The organism is Streptomyces sp. NPDC031418 (genome assembly GCF_055581605.1).
The window spans coordinates 110,691-129,360 of the sequence record NZ_JBVIJC010000021.1 but is presented as its reverse complement, the minus strand read 5'-3'; the positions used below and the strand labels follow the sequence as shown (position 1 = coordinate 129,360).

Below are 18,670 nucleotides of genomic sequence, written 5' to 3'. Positions count from 1 at the left end.
TTTCACGGTGCGGCCGTGAGAGCGGCACTGGTCAAGAATCGCTCGGATTTCGTTTACTCCTTGCCTGAACACAGCTCCAGCGCCCATCGACTCGCGGCCGGATCCGGCCCGATCAACGGAGGAAGAGCATGTCCCTCGACAAGGACTGGCGTTTTGCCGAGCTGATCGTCCGCGCCTGGAACGACCCGGGCCTCCGCCTCCGGTACGAACAGAACCCCGACCAGGTGCTGGCCGAGGCCGGCATCCGGCCGCTGCCCGGGGAGAGCGCGCCCGCCCTGCCGCTGGCCGAGGAACTCGACGTGGTCGTGGACCGCTTCGAACTGCTGCCCACCGACGCCCCGGCAGCAGGTTTCTGCCTGAGCATCTGCGACATCCAGACCGGCACCGTCCGCAGCGGCGCGGAGGCCCTGACGATATGACCGGACGCAGGGGGAACGAGCGGGCACCGCTGATCGGTTTCAAGCGCCACCTGCGGCTGGAGGTGATCTCGGGGGACGCCGTCTACCTGATGTCGGAACACGGGGTCACCGCGGTCCGCGGCCCCCACCTCGCGGCCCTCGCACCGCTGCTGGACGGCACGCGCGACCTCGCCGGCCTGCTGGAGGCCGCGGCGCCCGACGTTCCCCCTGCGCAGGTCGCGCAGATCGTGGGGCAGCTGACCCGCTGCGGTCTGCTCGGCCACCGCCCGCCCCGGGAGAGCGGCGCCGAGGACCTTGCGGCCCGCGCCTACTGGGACCTCGCCGGCACCGAGGCGCCGGACGGCACCGGGACGGTGAGCATCGTCACCGTCGGCGACCTGGACGACGCCGGGCTGGCCGCCGCGTGCCGGCGCACCGGCATCACCGTCGCCGAACCCGGCGCTCCCGCCACCCTCGACCTGGTCGTCTGCGCCGACTACCTCGACCCGCGGCTGGCCGCCGTGGACGCGGCCCACCGCGCCGACGGCCGCCCCTGGCTGCTCGCCAAGCCGTGCGGCACCACTGTGTGGGTGGGCCCGGTGTTCCGGCCCGGCACGGAGGCCGGCGCCTGCTGGCACTGCCTGGCCCACCGGCTCCGCGCGCACCGGTGCGCCGAGGCTCCGGTCCGGGTGGCGCGCGGCGGGGCCGCGGTGGACGTACCGCACGCCGGACTTCCGGCCACCCTCGCGCTCGGCGCCCAGATCGCCGCCCTGGAGTGCGTCAAGTGGCTGGCGGAACACCGCGGCGCGGAGCACGACCGCGTGGTCACCCTCGACACGCTGACCCTGACCAGCCGGACGCACCCGCTCACCCGGCGCCCGCAGTGCCCCGACTGCGGGGACCCCTACCTGATGGCCCGCCAGGCGGCCCGGCCGGTCGTCCTGACCGGCCGCCACCCCACGGTGCGCACCTTCGGCGGCCACCGCGCCCTGTCCGCGCAGGCGATGCTGGACCGGTACGGCCACCTGGTCGACCCGGTGACCGGCGTCGTGAAGGAGATCCGCCGCGACCGGCGCGGCCCCGAGCTGCTCAACGTCTACCGGGCGGGACACAACCTCGCCCTGACGCCCCGCCATATGGCGGAGCTGAACTCCTCGCTGCGTCAGGAGAGTTCGGGCAAGGGAAGGACGGCGCTGGACGCCCAGGTCAGCGCGCTGTGCGAGGCGTTGGAGCGGGTCAGCGGCCGGTGGCAGGGCGACGAGTTCGTCGTACGGGGCTCGCTCCGCACGCTCGGACCGGACGCCGTGCACCCGGGCGACTGCCAGCTCTGGCACGCGCGCCAGTTCACCGAGCGCGCCCGGTGGAACGCCGGAGGCCACCCGTTCCACCAGGTGGCCGAGGCGTTCGACCCGGACGCGGAGCTGGACTGGTCGCCGGTCTGGTCGCTCACCCGGGAACGACACGTCCTGTTCCCGGCCGCCCTGCTCTACTACGACGTCCCCGACCCGGTCGGCCGGCGGATGGTCCGCGCCGACTCCAACGGCTGCGCGGCCGGCAGCTCGCTGGAGGACGCGGCGCTGCACGGGCTGCTGGAGCTCGTCGAACGCGACGCCGTCGCCCTGTGGTGGTACAACCGCACCCGCCAGCCGGGCGTCGACCTGACCGCGTTCAACGACCGCTGGACCGCCGAGGTGCTCCGGACGCACCGCGAGCTCGACCGTGACATCTGGGCGCTGGACCTCACCTCGGATCTCGGCGTGCCGGTGTTCGCCGCGCTGTCCCGGCGCACCGACCGCGCCGCACGGGGCGGCCCCGAGGACATCGTCTTCGGCTTCGGCGCCCACCCGGACCCGGCGATCGCCCTCTCCCGGGCGGTCACCGAACTGAACCAGATGCTCCCGCCGGTCCTCGACTCCCGCCCGGACGGCACCGGGTACGCCTGCACCGACCCGGTCGCCCTGCGCTGGTGGCGCACCGCCGCCCGGGACGCGATGCCCTACCTCGCGCCCGACCCCCGCCTGCCCGCTCGCACCCCGCTCGACTACGGATGGAGCGGCGCCGGAGGTGTGCTCGAGGAGTTCCGGAACCTGCGCCGAACCCTCGAAAGCAAGGGGATGGAGGTGTGCATACTGGATCAGACCCGCCCCGACCTGGGCCTGCCCGTGGTGCGGACCCTGGTCCCCGGCCTGCGGCACTTCTGGCCCCGGTTCGCCCCCGGCAGGCTCTACGACGTCCCGGTGTCCCTCGGCAGAGTGCCCGAGCCGACGCCGTACGAGGGGCTGAACCCGATACCCCTGTTTGTCTGAACCATGCCGAGCCGCGCAACGCCAAGCCCCGAGCAGGAGCGATCGTGCCACCCGTGCACCCCCCGGGCAGTTCAGCGCCCACCCCCCCGATCGAACTGTGGTCACTGCGCGAGGAGACCCTGCTGGAGGAACTCCCGCAGGGTGTCGCCCTGGTGCTGCACTCCCGGTGGGGCGACCTGCGCATCCCGCGCCCCGGAGCGGTGCTCACCGAGACGCTGCGCCGCATGCTGCTCGGCCCCGTCCAGCTCGACAACGTGCCGGGCCTCGACGAACTCGCCACCCGGCTCCGCCTGCTCAACGCGTTGCGGCAGCTGACCGGGCTCGTCGTACGGTCCGTCGGCGCGCCGGACGGCGAGCGGCCCCTGCTGTCCGTGGTGCCGACGGCCACCGGCGCCCGGCTCGAACCGGTGCCGGTGCCGGCCGGGCGCATGATGCGGCTGTCGCGGTTCGCAAGCTTGCGTTCCAGCGGGCACGACATGGTGCTGGAGTCGCCGCTGTCGCAGTTCCGCGCCGTCTTCGCACGGCCCGAGGCGGGATGGCTGATCAGCTCGCTGAGCCGGCCCGTCACCCTCGAACGCGCTTCCGAACGGCTGCCGTTGGCCGCTCCGGTCGTCGAGGCGGTCGTCTCCCATCTCGTCGCCACCGGCATGGTGGAGATCGCGGAACAGCCGACGGCGCCCCACGACGCCGTCTTCCCCGAGGACCAGGACCCCGCGCTGCTCCCGTGGTCCGCCGACGACCTGCGCTTCCACTGGAGCAGCCGCCCCGGCGGCCGCGACGGCGACTTCGGCGCCACCTACCCGCTGCGGGGCCGCCAGGAAGAACCGCCCCCGCTCAAGCAGCCACCGGCCGGACCCCGGATCAAGCTGCCCGGGCCGGGCCCCGGCGTCCCCGACTGGGACACCTCCCTGACCGACATCCTGGAGCGGCGGCGCTCGGTGCGCGACCACGGCCCCAGGGATCTCACACTCAGCCAGGTCGGCGAGATCCTCTTCCGCTCCCTGCGCGTCCGGGAGCCCGCCGGTCCCGGCGCCCCGCACGAGCCGCCGAGCCGCCCGTACCCGAGCGGCGGCGCGGCGTACGAGCTGGAGTGCTACCTGACCGTCGGCCGGTGCGCCGGCCTGGAACCCGGCGTCTACTACTACGACCCCCTCGACCACGCGCTGGTCCGGCTGCCCACCCCCGAGCATCTGGCCGGCACACTCCTCGACGAGGCACAGGTCGGCGCGGGCATGAGTGCCCGGCCCGCACTGCTGCTCACCCTGACGGCCAGGTTCGCCCGGGTCTCCTGGAAGTACAGCGGGCTCGCGTACGCGCTGACGCTGAAGCACGTCGGCGTGGTGCAGCAGATGCTGTATCTGCTGGCCACCGGCATGGGCCTGGCACCCTGCGCGCTGGGCACCGGCACCACCCAACTGTCGGCCGAAGCGTTCGGGCTGGACTGGCGGGAGGAGTCGGCGGTCGGTGAGTTCATCCTCGGAACTCTCCCGGAGGAACGCGAAACATCCGCAGGGGAGTGACCAATAACCGTCATACCACGCATAGTTGGGTCAACGTCAAGTACAACTGTGCCATCGGCCGTTGCCCCGATCCGGTGTGACCAGAGGGAGAGCCATGACAGACCGGTACATGGAAAGCCCAGTCAGACAGGAGCCGGGAGTCCGGGTCCTCGGCATCGAGGCCCCGGCGCCACGGTTCGCAGTGGTCGTGGTCTGGACGGTCATCACGGCGTTCCTGACGATGCAGATCGTCGACATCCTCGAGGAGGCGCTCACCGCGGTCACCGTCGTGTGCAGCGTCACCGTGCTGCCCGCGATCCTCGGCCTCCAGCTGGTCCACACCCTCCCCCGGTTCCGCCGGGTGCGCGCGAGATACGGACGGTGGACGCTGCTCGCACAGGCGCTGCTCACCGTCGTGCCCGCCCTTTTACTCGGCTGGCCGTGGGGCGGGATGGGCGGCTTCACCGGTGCGTCCATGCTGATCCTGCTGCCCCGGCGGGTGGCGGTCCCGGCGTTCGGCGCGCTGATCGTGGCCATCGGCGTGGGCACGGCGGGCAGCGGCCAGGGCACGGTCGTCAGCGTGCTGTACATGATGATGTCGACGCTGGTCACCGGCATCATCGTGTACAGCCTCACCCTGCTGTCCGACCTCACGCTGGCCGTGCGCGAGGCGCAGGAGGACGTCACCCGGGTCGCCGTCATCAGGGAGCGGCTGCGGTTCGCCCGGGACCTGCACGACCTGCTGGGCTTCACCCTGTCGGCGATCACCTTGAAGAGCGAGCTGGCCCACACCCTGGTCAACCGCTCGCCCGAGCGGGCCAGGACGGAGCTGGAAAGCATCGTCGAGCTGTCCCGTCAGGCCCTGCGGGACGTCCGCGAGGTGGCCCGGAGCTACCGTTCGATGTCGCTCCTGACGGAGCTGTCCTCGGCCCGCTCCGTGCTGTCGGCGGCCGGCATAGACGCCCATCTACGGGTGGACTGCGGCCGCTTGTCGGGGAGCGCCGACACCGTTCTGGCGACGGTGCTGCGCGAGGGCGTCACCAACGTCATCCGGCACAGCAAGGCGTCCCGCTGCACCATCGAGGCGGTCGCCCAGGGAGGCCTGATCAGCCTGCACCTGGCGAACGACGGCGTACCGCCACGGCTGCGCGAGCTCGGCCGGCGCCGCCCGGAGCTGCTCACCCGGGGCAACGGCGGCCTGTCCAACCTCGCCCTGCGGCTCTCCGAGGTCGGGGGCACCTTCTCCGCCGAGGTGCGCGAGGACGGCTGGTTCCACGTGGAGGCCTCGGCCGCGGCGGACGCCCACGAGACCCCGGAGCCGGAGCCGGACGCGGACGCCTCCGGCGACGAGAGCCTGGTGGGCTGAGCGCAGGGTCCTCCGGGACCGTGTCCGGTCAGGGGACATGGTCCGGTCGAGCGGCGCCGGGGCGACAGCCGCCCCGCCGCCGCTGACCCCGCCGCACAAGCGAGGCCGGTGTGATCGGCAGGAAGTCCCTACAGCCAGCCGGCCTCGCGCGCGATCCGTACCGCGTCCAGCCGGTTGCGGGCGTTCAGTTTGACCGAGGTCGAGGTGAGGTAGTTCCGCACGGTGCCCACCGACAGATAGAGCCGGCCCGCGATCTCCGCGACCTCGGCGCCGTCCGCCGCCAGCCGCAGCACCTCCGTCTCGCGCTCGGTCAGCGGGCTGTCCCCGCTGTCCCACGCGGCCACCATGAGATCCGGGTCCACGACCCGTTCGCCCTGGGCCACCCTGCGGATGGCCTGGGCGAGTTGACGCGGTGGCGCGTCCTTCAGGATGAACCCGCGCGCCCCCGCGGCCAGCGCCCGCCGAAACGTTCCTGGACGGCCGAGGCTGGTGAGGATCAGCGTCCGGCACTCCGGAAGCGCGTCACGCAGCTGGGCCGCCGCGGTGAGTCCGTCCATGCCGGCCAGATCGATGTCGAGGACCGCGACGTCGGGCCGCTGCTCCAGGGCCGTGGGGACGATCTCGTCGCCGTTCGCCAGCTCCGCGATGACGTCGATGTCCTCTTCCAACTCGAGGAGCGCCACCAGGGCGCCTCGCACCATGTGCATGTCCTCGGCAAGCAACACCCTTATGACCAACGCAAGTCCCCCCAGCCACGCTCGCCCGCGAGGGCAGATGTTACTCCGGCCATGGGGCCCGCCAGCCCCCTAGAAAAGAGTCCGCCCCTTGGGCCGCGGTTCCGGATCTCCCCCGGCCCGTCTGGCCCGGGGCCCACTCTGAACGCGTGTTGGCGTGCCCCACAACACAAGAAAACCCCAGTCGAAGACTTGGATCGCCGGCCGCGTGACGGGGAGGGCAGAGGCTCAGTCGTCGTAGCACTCGCTGACGACGAACCCCGTCCCCTCGAGCACCCCTCCGACCCGCACCCCGGCCCACTTCACGAGCAGGTCCGGCTGAACTCCCTGAGCCCATCCGCATCGCGATCAACGCGGAACCGGAAACGGAAGCCTGTCCCACGGCACCCCGGCCGTGTGACCCGCCATGCCCCGGGCACCACAAAACCCCAGGTCGGCAACTATCTGACCTGGGGTTTCAGTGGAGCCGCTTTCGGGATTCGAACCCGAGACCTACGCATTACGAGTGCGTTGCTCTGGCCATCTGAGCTAAAGCGGCGTGCCAGCCGCACCTATGGTGCGATCAGCGACGTCGGTAAGTCTACACAGTTTCCGGAGGTGCTTCGTACCGGCCCCGGAGCCACCCGCTCCGGGGCCGGGGCGGGGTCAGGTGCAGCGCTTGCCCGCGGGCGGCGGGGTGCCGTGCAGGAGGTAGGTGTCGATCGCCCCGTCGATGCAGGTGCTGCCGCGGCCGAAGGCGGTGTGGCCGTCGCCGACGTAGGTCAGCAGGCGGCCGGAGGCGAGCTGGCCGGCCAGGGAGCGGGCCCAGCGGTAGGGGGTCGCCGGATCGCGGGTGGTGCCGACCACGACGATCGGCGCCGCGCCCTTCGCCTCGATGCGGTGCGGCTCGCCCGTGGCCGCCACCGGCCAGTACGCGCAGTTCAGCGAGGCCCAGGCCAGGCCGTCGCCGAAGACCGGGGACGCCTTCTCGAACTGCGGCAGCGCCGTGCGCACCTGCTCGGGACCGGCGAAGGCGGGCGGCAGGTCCAGGCAGTTCACGGCCGCGTTCGCCATCATCAGGTTGCTGTAGTGGCCGCCGGCGTCCCGTTCGTAGTAGCTGTCGGAGAGGGCGAGCAGGCCCCCGCCGTCGTTGTGCCGCATCGCCGAGGTGAGCGCGTCGCGCAGCTCCTGCCAGGTCCCCTGGTCGTACATCGCCGCGATCACCCCGGTGGTGGCCAGCGCCTCGCCGAGCTTGCGGCCGTCCGCGTCACCCGCCGGGAGGGGGTGGGCGTCGAGCCTGCGGAAGAACGCCTTGAGGTGGTCGCCGACCTGCGCGGGCGTCGTCCCCCTGCCGCCGAGCGGGCAGCCGGTGCGCCGTACGCAGTCCTTCGCGAACGCCTGGAACGCCGTCTCGAAGCCCGCCGTCTGGTCCAGGTTCATCCGGCGCGCGTCGAGCGAGGGGTCCATCGCGCCGTCCAGCACCATCCGGCCGACCCGGTCCGGGAACAGGCCGGCGTAGGTCGCGCCGAGGAATGTGCCGTACGACGCTCCCACGTAGTTCAGTTTCGGATCACCCAGCACCGCGCGCAGGATGTCCATGTCCCGCGCCGCCTCGACGGTCGAGACATGCCGGAGCAGCCGCGCGGAGTGCGCCCCACAGCTCTCCGCGAACCTCTTGTCCGCCGCGACCAGCGCGCTGCGCTCCTTCTGGTCGTCGGGGGTCATGTCGGTCTGCGTGTACGCGTCCATCTGGCGGCCGTCGAGGCACTGGACCGGCTCGCTGCGCGCGACACCCCTCGGGTCCACCGCGACCATGTCGTAGCGGGCACGGACCGCGGCCGGGTAGCCGATGCCCGCGTACTGCTCCAGGTAGCCGACCGCCGACCCGCCGGGGCCGCCCGGGTTGACCAGCAGCGAACCGAGCGGCCTGGCCTTGCCGGTGGCCGGCTTGCGGGCGACGGCGAGCCGGACCTCACCGGCGCCGGGCCTGGTGTAGTCCAGCGGGGCCTTCATCGTCGCGCACTGGAAACCGGGGACGCCGCAGCCGCGCCAGTGCAGCCGCTGGGTGTAGTACGGCGTGAGTCCCGACGGCGTCGCCCGCGGCAGCGCGGCCAGCGCCACCCGCGCGGTGTCGCTCGCCGAGGTGACGGAGGCTCCCGAGGAGCAGGCGGAGACGAGCAGGGCGGCGGTGGCGAGCAGGGTGGCGGCGAGACGGGGAGGGGTGCGGCGGGGGGATGGCCTGGTGTGCATCGATCGAGCGTAACGCTGTGCGACCCTGCTGATGCGCTGCGTGCGGATTGTGGCTCGTACGAGGGACATGGGGGCCTCCGGTGGGAGACAGGAGGTGGGGGGCCGGTCAGCCCGCGCGCAGGGCCATCGTCATCGCCTCCACCGCGAGCAGCGGGGCCACATTGCGGTCCAGGGCCTCCCGGCAGGCGCCGATGGCCTCGATGCGGCGGAGCGTGGACTCCGGGGAGCTGCCCCGGGCCAGCCGGTCCAGCGCGTCCTCCGCGTCCGTGTTGGCGATCGCGACCCGCGAGCCGAGCTGGAGGGCGAGGACGTCGCGGTAGAAGGCGGTGAGGTCGCCCAGCGCGACATCGAGGCTGTCCCGCTGGGTACGGGTTCTGCGGCGCTTCTGCATGTCCTCGAGGTCCTTCATCACGCCCGCCGTGCCACGCGGCAGCCGGCCGCCCTGGGCCGCGCCGAGCGCCGCCTTCAGCTCCTCGGTCTCCCTGCCGTCCATCTCCTCGGCGAGCTGCTTGGCGTCCTCGGCGGCCGCGTCGACCAGCTCCTGGGCGGCTCTGAGGCAGGCGCCGACCTCGTCGAGGCGCAGCGGCAGCTTCAGCACGGCCGCGCGGCGCTCGCGGGCCGCCGCGTCGGTGGCCAGGCGCCGGGCCCGGTCCACATGCCCCTGGGTGGCTCGGGCGGCGGCCGCCGCGACCTCCGGCTCGATGCCGTCCCGGCGTACGAGCATGTCGGCGACCGCGTCCACCGACGGCGTGCGCAGGTTCAGGTGGCGGCAGCGGGACCGGATCGTCGGCAGGACGTCCTCGATCGAGGGGGCGCAGAGCAGCCAGACCGTGCGCGGGGCGGGCTCCTCGACGGCCTTCAGGACGGCGTTCGCCGACTTCTCGTTCAGCCGCTCGGCGTCTTCGACCAGGATGATCTGCCAGCGGCCGTTCGCCGGGGCGGTGAACGACTTGCGGACCGTGTCGCGCATGTCCCGCACCAGGATCTCGGCGCCGACCGCGGCGACCGTGGTGACATCCGCGTGCGTGCCGAGCAGCGCGGTGTGGCAGCCGTCGCAGAAGCCGCAGCCGGGGGTGCCGCCGAGGGCACGGTCGGGGCTGACGCATTGCAGGGCCGCGGCGAAGGCCCGCGCCGCCTGGTTGCGGCCCGCTCCGGGCGGGCCCGTGAACAGCCAGGCGTGGGTCATCTTCGACGCCTCGGGCAGCGGCTGGGCCGCCGCGGCGGCCGTGACCAGGGCGTCGGCGTCCCGCGCGGCGGCGTCGAGCACCGCGCTCACCTTGTCCTGCCCGACGAGGTCGTCCCATACGGTCATGGGTCACGCCGCCCTTCCGTCGCACTCCGCGTCCCGCCCTCCATTGTGCGGGTCCCCACTGACAACGCCGACGCCGTCCGACGGCACCACGGCCGCGGGACACGGCCCGGCGCCGACGCGCCGCGGCGCCCGCCGGTCTCCCGACGGGCGCCGCCCGCTTCCGTGCATCCGGCCGGGACCTGAGGTCACGACCTGCTCAGCCGCGCCGCCCCCGGCCACGGCCCGTGCCGCCCCGCTCGTCCCCGGGGTCGGCGTGGTCGCGCTCGTCGTAGGAGCCCAGCAGTTCGTCCGCCAGGCTCGGCAGGTCGTCCAGCGGGGTCTCCTCGGCCCAGTCGGGGCGCGGCCTGCGGCGCGGGATGCCGTCGGCGTCGAGCTGCGGCATCTCGCGCGTACGGTCCTCGGAGCCGTCCGGGTCCGCCGCGGGCCGCTCGTCCCGGAAGAAGCCGGGCGGCACCCGGTCCGCCGGGGCGTCCCGCCGTACGGGCGGCAGGACGGCGGTCTCGTCCGCCGCGCCGGAGGGGACCGGTGGCAGTACGGCGGTCTCGTCCGCCGCACCGGACGGGACCGGCGGCAGTACGGCCGTCTCGTCCGCCGCGCCCTCGGGAGCGGGCACGGGGGGCAGCACCGCCGTCTCGTCCGCCGGTCCGGAGGGCACCGGCGGCTGCGGCAGCTCGGCGGTCACCTCGGGGTCGGCGGGGGAATCCTGCGCCGGCTGCGTGCGGTCCGTCTTCGCTGCCGGGCCGCCACGCTCCTCGCGCACCGGGCGCAGCACCGTCGTCTCGTCGGCCGCCGGTCCGGACGTGTCCGTCTCGCCGGACACCACCGGTGTCGGCACGGTCTCCTCCGTGCCGCGGGGGCCCGGGGACACCACCGGCGTGGGCACGGTCACCGCGTCCGGGGCCACGCCCGGCGCGGCCGGAAGCGGCTTGCCGGGCCGGCCGGCCACCGCGTCGGCCGCCGCGGCTGCCTCGGCCGCCTGCCGGCGCGCCTCCTCGGCCCGCAGCAGCGCCTCCTCGGCCTTGCGCTGGGCCGCCAGCCGACGCGCCTCCTCCTCGGCACGCAGCCTGGCCTGGCGGGCCTCCTCCTCGGCGCGCAGCCGGGCCTCTTCCTCGGCCTGCTTGCGCAGCCGCTCCTGCTCCGCCTTGCGGCGGGCCTCCTCCTCGGCGCGGGCCTTCTCCTCGGCGAGCAGCCGCTGCCGCTCCTCCTCGGCACGCCGGGCCGCTTCCTCGGCCCGGCGCCGGGCCTCCTCGGCCTGGCGTTCGGCCTCGCGGCGCTGCGCCTCTTCCAGCTCGCGGCGCTTGCGCTCCTCCTCCTCGGCGCGCAGCCGGGCGAGCTGCTCCTGGCGCTCGCGCTCCAGACGCTCCTCCTCGGCCTTGCGGGCGGCCTCTTCCTCGGCCTTGCGGCGGGCCTCCTCCTCGGCCTTCTTCCGCGCCTCCTCCTGGGCCTTGATCTCGGCCTCGGAGAGCGGCAGCACGGTGTCCAGCCGGTGCCGGATGACGGTGGTCACGGCCTCTGGTTCCTGGCCGGCGTCCACGACCAGGTAGCGGCCGGGGTCGGCGGCGGCCAGGGTGAGGAACCCGGCACGCACGCGTGCGTGGAACTCGGCGGGCTCGGACTCCAGCCGGTCCGGCGCCTCGGTGAACCGCTCCCGGGCGGTCTCCGGGGGGACGTCCAGCAGGACGGTGAGGTGCGGGACCAGCCCGTCGGTGGCCCAGCGGTTGATCCGGGCGATCTCGGTCGGGGACAGGTCGCGGCCGGCGCCCTGGTAGGCGACGGAGGAGTCGATGTACCGGTCGGAGATGACCACCGCGCCGCGCTCCAGGGCGGGCCGTACGACGGTGTCGACGTGCTCCGCGCGGTCGGCCGCGTACAGCAGCGCCTCCGCGCGGTGCGACAGGCCCGCCGAGGACACGTCCAGCAGGATCGAGCGCAGCCGCTTGCCCACGGGAGTGGCCCCCGGCTCGCGGGTGAGGACGACCTCGTGGCCCTTGCCGCGGATCCACTCGGCGAGCGCCTCGGCCTGGGTGGACTTGCCGGCGCCGTCGCCGCCCTCCAGGGCGATGAAGAAGCCGGTCGCCGCCGGGACGGTGTCCGGGTCGTCACCGCCGAGCAGCGCGTCCCTGAGGTCCTGGCGCAGCGGGATGCCCGAGCGGTCGTCGACCTTGGCGAGGACCAGCACGGCCACCGGCAGCAGCAGCGCGCCGACCAGCATCAGCGTGAAGGAGGCGCCGCCGTGCGCGAAGACGAACCGGCCGTTCTCCAGCCGGTGGCGGCCGATCAGGCCCGCCACGACGGGGGCGACGAGCGCGGCGAGCGCGATGAAGACGCGGACCATCGCGTGCAGGTGCTCGGTGACGCGCGGCCGGCGGAAGTCCTCGGTCTCCTGGTCGAGCAGCGCGTGCCCGGTGTTGGCCGCGATGCCCGCGCCCGCACCGGCCAGCGTGACGATCAGCAGCACGGTGGTGACGTCCGGAACCAGCCCGGCGCCCAGCAGCGCGACCCCGGTGAAGGCGATCGCGAGGGCGAACAGCCGGCGGCGCGAGAACGAGGGCAGCAGCCCGGGCGCCGTACGGATGCCGAGGGCGACGCCGCCGGTCAGACCGAGCACCAGCAGGCCGTAGAGGACCGGGCCGCCGCCCAGGTCGGCGGCGTGCAGCACGCACACGGCGACGGCGGCCGCGACGGCGCCGGCCACGGCGGCGCAGGCCGGGACGAGCAGCGGGATCGCGCCGGTGCGGCCCTTGTCGACGCCGGTGCCGGTGCGCGGGCGGCGCAGGCCCTCCAGCGGGGACCGCGGGCGCGGGGTGCGGGTGCCGGGCAGTTCCAGGGCGGTCAGCAGGGAGAGGGAGGCGGCGAAGAGACCCGCCGCGACATACGACCCGAGGGCCGCGTGGTGCTGGTCGAACCAGGCGACGCCGGTGCCCAGCAGGTTGTTGACGAGGGAGGCGGCGACCAGGGCGGCGGCCGCCAGCGGGACGGCCAGGAAGCCGGTGCGCAGGGAGAGCCGGCGCAGGGCGTCCAGGTGGTCCGGCAGCGGCCGTACGGTCGCGCCCTCGGGCGGCGGAGCGGGCAGCAGCGCGGGGGCCGCGCTCTCCCGGCACACCGTCCACAGCCGCTCGGCGACGCCGGTGACGAAGGCGGTGACCAGCAGGACGGCGAGGGCGTTGTCCGGGGTCCAGTCGATCCACAGGGGCGCGACGATCAGCAGGACGGCCCGCAGGCCGTCGGCGCCGACCATGGTCCAGCGGCGGTCGAGCGGGCCCTCGGGGCCGGTGAGCGTGGTCAGCGGCCCGAGCAGTACCGCGCCGAAGAGCAGCGTGGCGAGGACCCGGCCGGCGAAGACCATCGCCACTGCGAATGCCACACCCCGGTAGCCGCCGCCGAAGGCGCCCTGGGCGATCGCCGCCTGGAGGACGAGGACGACCAGGACGAGCAGGGCGAGGGTGTCACCGACACCGCTCACCAACTGCGCGCTCCACAGGCGCCGCAGTTGTGGGCGGCGCAGCAGGGATCGGACGGCGCGTTCGCGGGAGTCCGCGACCAGGGCGTCGTCCGGGGCGGTGGTGTGGGCCGTTGGCTGCTCGGCTCGCGTCATGCGTTCAGCCTATCCGCAGCCACCGACACCACACCCCCGCACCCTGGCATGTCCATGCCCTGGCGGCCCGGTTCTCCGTCGGGCCGGCCCTCCGGAGAGGTCGGACCGGGGAGGCCGGACCGGCGAGGTCGGACCGGCGAGGTCGGACCGGGAAGGTCAGTCCTCCGTGCCGGAAGCCGCCGCCTTGGACGCCGTCGCCTTCGCGGCAGCCGTCTTCTTCGCGGCCGTCGTCTTCTTGGCGGCCGTCGTCGTCTTCTTCGCGGCCGTCTTCTTGGCGGCGGTCTTCTTCGCCGGAGCCGCCTTCTTGGCCGTCGCCTTGGTGGCGGCCTTCTTCGCGGTCTTCTTGGCGGGCCCCTTGGCACGCTTCTCGGCGAGCAGCTCGAAGCCGCGCTCCGGGGTGATCGCCTCGACACTGTCGTCGGAGCGCAGGGTCGCGTTGGTCTCGCCGTCGGTGACGTACGGACCGAAGCGGCCGTCCTTGACCACGACCGGCTTGCCGGAGACCGGGTCCTCGCCCAGCTCCTTCAGCGGCGGCTTGGCGGCGGCCCGGCCACGCTGCTTCGGCTGGGCGTAGATCGCCTGCGCCTCCTCCAGCGTGATCGTGAAGATCTGGTCCTCGGACTGCAACGAGCGCGAGTCCGTGCCCTTCTTCAGATACGGGCCGTAGCGGCCGTTCTGCGCGGTGATCTCCTGGCCGTCGGTGTCGGTGCCGACCGTCCGCGGCAGCGACATCAGCCGCAGCGCGTCGTCCAGGGTGACCGTGTCCAGCGCCATGGACTTGAAGAGCGAGGCCGTACGCGGCTTGACCGCGTTCTTGCCGGTCTTCGGGGTGCCCTCGGGGAGGATCTCGGTGACGTACGGGCCGTAGCGGCCGTCCTTGGCGACGATCGTGTGGCCGGTGGCCGGGTCGGTGCCCAGCTCGAAGTCGCCGCTGGGCCTGGCCAGCAGTTCCTCGGCCAGCTCGACGGTCAGCTCGTCCGGCGCCAGGTCGTCGGGGATGTCGGCGCGCTGGTGCTGCTCGGTGTCCTTCTCGCCGCGCTCGATGTACGGGCCGTAGCGGCCGACACGGAGCACGATGTCGTTGCCCACCGGGAACGACGACACCTCGCGCGCGTCGATCGCGCCCAGGTCGGTCACCAGTTCCTTGAGGCCGCCGAGGTGGTCGCCGTCGCCGTTGCCGGCGTCGGCCGCGCCGCCCGTGGCAGTGCCCTCGCCGAAGTAGAAGCGCTTCAGCCACGGCACGGCCTGGGCCTCACCGGCCGCGATGCGGTCGAGGTCGTCCTCCATCTTCGCGGTGAAGTCGTAGTCGACCAGTCGCCCGAAGTGCTTCTCCAGCAGGTTGACGACGGCGAAGGACAGGAAGGACGGCACCAGGGCCGTGCCCTTCTTGAAGACATAGCCGCGGTCGAGGATCGTGCCGATGATCGACGCGTACGTCGACGGGCGGCCGATCTCCCGCTCTTCCAGCTCCTTGACCAGCGAGGCCTCGGTGTAGCGGGCCGGGGGCTTGGTGGCGTGGCCGTCGGCGGTGATCTCCTCGGCGGACAGCGCGTCGCCCTCGGCGACCTGCGGCAGCCGGCGCTCGCGGTCGTCCAGCTCGGCGTTCGGGTCGTCGGCACCCTCGACGTAGGCCTTCAGGAAGCCGTGGAAGGTGATCGTCTTGCCGGAGGCGCTGAACTCGACGTCCCGGCCGTCGGCCGCGGTGCCGCCGATCTTCACCGTCACGCTGTTGCCGGTCGCGTCCTTCATCTGGGAGGCGACGGTCCGCTTCCAGATCAGCTCGTACAGCTTGAACTGGTCGCCGGTCAGGCCGGTCTCGGCGGGAGTGCGGAAACGATCACCCGAGGGGCGGATCGCCTCGTGGGCCTCCTGCGCGTTCTTCACCTTCGCGGCGTACGTACGCGGCTGCGGCGGCAGGTAGTCGGCGCCGTAGAGCTGCGTGACCTGCGCGCGGGCCGCGGCGATCGCGGTGTCGCTCAGCGTCGTCGAGTCCGTACGCATGTACGTGATGTAGCCGTTCTCGTACAGCTTCTGGGCGACCTGCATGGTCGCCTTCGCGCCGAAGCCGAGCTTGCGGCTCGCCTCCTGCTGGAGCGTCGTCGTACGGAACGGGGCGTACGGCGAGCGGCGGTACGGCTTGGACTCCACGGACCGGACGGAGAAGCGGGTGTTCTCCAGGGCGGTGGCGAGGGCGCGGGCGGTGGCCTCGTCCAGGTGGAGGATGTTCGCGCTCTTCAGCTGTCCCACGGAGTCGAAGTCGCGGCCCTGCGCGACCCGCCTGCCGTCGACGGTCTGGAGGCGGGCGACCAGCGACGACGGGTCCGACGGATCCCCCGCGCGGCCGGTCGCGAAGGTGCCCGTCAGGTCCCAGTACTCGGCAGAACGAAACGCGATGCGCTCGCGTTCCCGCTCCACGACGAGACGGGTCGCGACGGACTGGACACGGCCGGCCGACAGGCGCGGCATGACCTTCTTCCACAGGACCGGCGAGACCTCGTAGCCGTAGAGGCGGTCGAGGATGCGGCGGGTCTCCTGGGCGTCGACCAGCTTCTGGTTGAGCTGGCGCGGGTTGGCGACGGCCTCCCGGATCGCGTCCTTGGTGATCTCGTGGAACACCATCCGCTTGACCGGGATCTTCGGCTTGAGGACCTCCTGGAGGTGCCAGGCGATCGCCTCGCCCTCCCGGTCCTCATCGGTGGCGAGGAACAGCTCGTCGGATTCCTTCAGCAGGTCCTTGAGCTTCTTGACCTGCGCCTTCTTGTCGGCGTTGACCACATAGATCGGCTGGAAGTCATGTTCGACGTCCACACCGAGGCGGCGGACCTCACCGGTGTACTTCTCCGGCACCTCCGCGGCACCGTTGGGAAGGTCGCGGATGTGCCCGACGCTCGCCTCGACGATGTAGCCGGGGCCGAGGTAGCCCTTGATCGTCTTCGCCTTGGCAGGCGACTCGACGATGACGAGTCGGCGGCCGCCCTGTGCGGTCTCGCTGGTCGGGGACAACTTCGCTCTTCTCTCCGGTCGACGCTGTGGCCTCCCCAGGCCTTCGTCCCGGGGTCGCGGCGTACTGCTGGCTCGTGTGACGCTGCGGAGTGTGACGGTACATCCCGCCCCCGTGTCAAACGGGAAAAGCCCACAACGGCCACTCGAACGGTAACCCGACTACCGCCATTCCTGCCGCCCGGAGTACCGGGTACCCCCTCGGGGCCTGTCCGGAGCGCGTCGCTCCTCTTACTTCCGCGACACCCCCCTCCCGGGCACGCCCGCCGACGTCAGAGCCGGGTGAGGCAGTATCCGCCGAGTGCCAGCGCGACGGTTCCCGCGACGCTCGCGACGACCGCCGATGGGAGGTGCCTCACACCGTCCGCCACCGGCTCCCCGCGCCGCAGCCGGACCCCGGTCCAGGTCAGCAGGGCCGCGCCGAACAGGGCGAACACCGCTCCCGCATAGATCGCCGGCCCGCTCTCCATCGCCCCGCGCCCCTTTCCTGCCGTCCGGCTCCGCCCAGCGCGGGGAGGGTGGCACGCGCGGACGACGGGCGGACGACATCGGGGTGAACGGGGGGCCGGCGCGCCACCGGACGGGCGCCCGGAGACCGCTCGCCCGAACTCCGGAACCCATGCTTTCCGGCCGTTTTCCGGAGCGTACGGCGCCGGTCCCCCGCCCGGGTCCTCGGCGCCCCGCCCTTGTCCGCCCCGGCGCTACGCCACCGGCGCCGGCTCCAGGAAGCCCTGTTCCACCAGCAGCCGGATCTGCGCCGGGGTGCGGTCGCGGAGCAGCACCGGGTCCTCGCCGACCAGCTGGGCGATGGCGTCCAGGATGCGGCCCGCACTCAGCGTGCCGTCGCACACGCCCGCGAAGCCCGCGCCGACCGTGTCCACCTTGGTCGCCCGGCGCATACCGCGGTTCTGGCGCAGCACCACATGCTCGGGGTCCTCGGCGCCGGGCAGCCCGACCTGCTCCTGGACCACCTCCGCAGCGAGCCTGAAGTGGCTTGCGAGCAGGGCCGCGTCGTCGTGCTCACGGAGATAGTCGAGGCGCTCGAAGTGGGCCAGGATGGCGTCCCCGAGCGGCTGTTCGACCGGGTGGGGCCACTCCTCCACGGTGACGGACGGCTCCGCGGCCCCGCTTTTGCGCAGCGTGATCCAGCCGAAGCCGACCGCCTTCACCTTGCGCGCCTCGAACTCGTCGAGCCAGGCGTCGTAGTGCGCCTGGTACTCCGCCGGGTCCCCACGGTGGTCACCGGCGTCCCGCAGCCACAGCTCGGCGTACTGCGTGATGTCCTGCACCTCGCGCTGCACGATCCAGGCATCGCACCCGCTCGGCACCCACGACCTGAGTCTGTCCTGCCAGTCCTCCCCTGCCACGTGCTGCCAGTTGGCGAGGAACTGCGCGAACCCGCCCTCGTTCAGCCGTTCCCCCGCCTGCTGAACGAGCGAGCGGCACAGATCGTCCCCGCCCATGCCGCCGTCCCGGTAGGTCAGCCGGGCGCCCGGCGAGATCACGAACGGCGGGTTGGAGACGATGAGATCGAAGGTCTCGTCGTCCCGGACCGGTGCGAACAGCGAGCCCTCGCGCAGCTCGGCGGCGGGCGCGCCGGAGAGCGCGAGCGTGAGGGCGGTGATGTGCAGCGCGCGCGGGTTGACGTCGGTGGCCGTCACGCGCGTGGCGTGCTGGGCGGCGTGCAGCGCCTGGATGCCGGAACCGGTGCCGAGGTCCAGGGCGGAGGCGACCGGGGTGCGGACGGTGATGCCGGCGAGGGTGGTGGAGGCGCCGCCGACCCCGAGGACGACGCCCTCGTCGCGGCGTCCGATGCCGCCCGCGCCGCCGACCGCGCAGCCGAGGTCGGAGACGATGAACCAGTCCTCGCCGTCGGGGCCGCCGTAGGGCCGTACATCCACCGTCGCGGCGACCTCGTCGCCGCCCACGCGCGTGAGCCACCCGGCTTCCACGGCCTCCTCGACCGGCAGGATCGCCGCCACGCGCGCGTGGGGCACCGGCTGCTGGAGCAGGAACAGCCGTACGAGCGTCTCCAGCGGCGTGTCGCCACGGGTCGCGCGCAGGGCGGGCACGGTCTCGCTGCGGGCCAGCGCCGCGTAGGCGGGGGCGCCGAGCAGCTCGAGCAGACCGTCGGCGGTGAAGGAGGCGGCCAGCAGGGCGTCCCGCAGGCGTGCGGCGATGTCGGGCCGGTCGGCGGCGGGCAGGGGGGCGAGTCCGGTGTCAGTCACGCC

At 73.3% G+C, this 18,670-nt stretch carries 11 protein-coding genes and 1 tRNA gene; 4 read left to right on the top strand and 8 right to left on the bottom strand.

Going from position 1 to position 18,670, the window contains the following annotated elements:
• Window positions 1-128: 128 nt before the first annotated feature.
• The 4 genes from ACZ5CZ_RS28750 to ACZ5CZ_RS28735 all read left to right on the top strand — a co-directional run bounded on the left by ACZ5CZ_RS28750 (window position 129) and on the right by ACZ5CZ_RS28735 (window position 5,569).
• The gene (locus tag ACZ5CZ_RS28750; protein ID WP_468947172.1) at window positions 129-419 is read left to right on the top strand and encodes a hypothetical protein; all 291 of its coding nucleotides are present in this window, start codon (window positions 129-131) and stop codon (window positions 417-419) included.
• Window positions 416-2,704, top strand: coding sequence for a TOMM precursor leader peptide-binding protein (locus tag ACZ5CZ_RS28745; RefSeq protein WP_468947170.1), 2,289 nt, complete (start codon window positions 416-418; stop codon window positions 2,702-2,704). The genes ACZ5CZ_RS28750 and ACZ5CZ_RS28745 overlap by 4 nt, the downstream gene beginning before the upstream one ends.
• Before the next feature lie 44 nt (window positions 2,705-2,748).
• Entirely contained in the window at window positions 2,749-4,224 is a 1,476-nt protein-coding gene (locus tag ACZ5CZ_RS28740; RefSeq protein WP_468947168.1) for a SagB/ThcOx family dehydrogenase, read from the top strand.
• A 109-nt stretch (window positions 4,225-4,333) separates the two neighbouring features.
• Complete coding sequence (locus ACZ5CZ_RS28735) at window positions 4,334-5,569, top strand: sensor histidine kinase (protein ID WP_385846795.1); 1,236 nt, start codon at window positions 4,334-4,336, stop codon at window positions 5,567-5,569.
• 128 nt (window positions 5,570-5,697) lie between these two features.
• Here ACZ5CZ_RS28735 and ACZ5CZ_RS28730 read toward each other — a convergent pair whose 3' ends face one another.
• The 8 genes from ACZ5CZ_RS28730 to ACZ5CZ_RS28695 all read right to left on the bottom strand — a co-directional run bounded on the left by ACZ5CZ_RS28730 (window position 5,698) and on the right by ACZ5CZ_RS28695 (window position 18,667).
• Window positions 5,698-6,306: a response regulator transcription factor gene (locus tag ACZ5CZ_RS28730; protein ID WP_385846797.1), complete on the bottom strand. Its 609-nt coding sequence runs from the start codon at window positions 6,304-6,306 to the stop codon at window positions 5,698-5,700.
• Window positions 6,307-6,764: 458 nt separating this feature from the next.
• Window positions 6,765-6,841 (bottom strand) — tRNA-Thr (locus ACZ5CZ_RS28725).
• A gap of 107 nt (window positions 6,842-6,948) precedes the next feature.
• Window positions 6,949-8,532, bottom strand: a complete 1,584-nt coding sequence (locus tag ACZ5CZ_RS28720; protein ID WP_468947166.1) for an alpha/beta hydrolase — start codon at window positions 8,530-8,532, stop codon at window positions 6,949-6,951.
• 106 nt (window positions 8,533-8,638) lie between these two features.
• Window positions 8,639-9,844: a DNA polymerase III subunit delta' gene (locus ACZ5CZ_RS28715; protein ID WP_385846800.1), complete on the bottom strand. Its 1,206-nt coding sequence runs from the start codon at window positions 9,842-9,844 to the stop codon at window positions 8,639-8,641.
• Between the two features lie 196 nt (window positions 9,845-10,040).
• Window positions 10,041-13,439 carry a dTMP kinase gene (gene tmk, locus ACZ5CZ_RS28710; protein ID WP_468947164.1) on the bottom strand — a complete coding sequence of 1,133 codons (3,399 nt, stop codon included), beginning with the start codon at window positions 13,437-13,439 and terminating at the stop codon, window positions 10,041-10,043.
• Window positions 13,440-13,595: 156 nt separating this feature from the next.
• Window positions 13,596-16,442, bottom strand: coding sequence for a type I DNA topoisomerase (gene topA / locus ACZ5CZ_RS28705; RefSeq protein ID WP_468947162.1), 2,847 nt, complete (start codon window positions 16,440-16,442; stop codon window positions 13,596-13,598).
• A gap of 269 nt (window positions 16,443-16,711) precedes the next feature.
• The gene (locus ACZ5CZ_RS28700; RefSeq protein ID WP_385846805.1) at window positions 16,712-16,909 is read right to left on the bottom strand and encodes a hypothetical protein; all 198 of its coding nucleotides are present in this window, start codon (window positions 16,907-16,909) and stop codon (window positions 16,712-16,714) included.
• A 231-nt stretch (window positions 16,910-17,140) separates the two neighbouring features.
• Window positions 17,141-18,667, bottom strand: coding sequence for a DUF7059 domain-containing protein (locus tag ACZ5CZ_RS28695; RefSeq protein ID WP_385846807.1), 1,527 nt, complete (start codon window positions 18,665-18,667; stop codon window positions 17,141-17,143).
• Window positions 18,668-18,670: the final 3 nt, after the last annotated feature.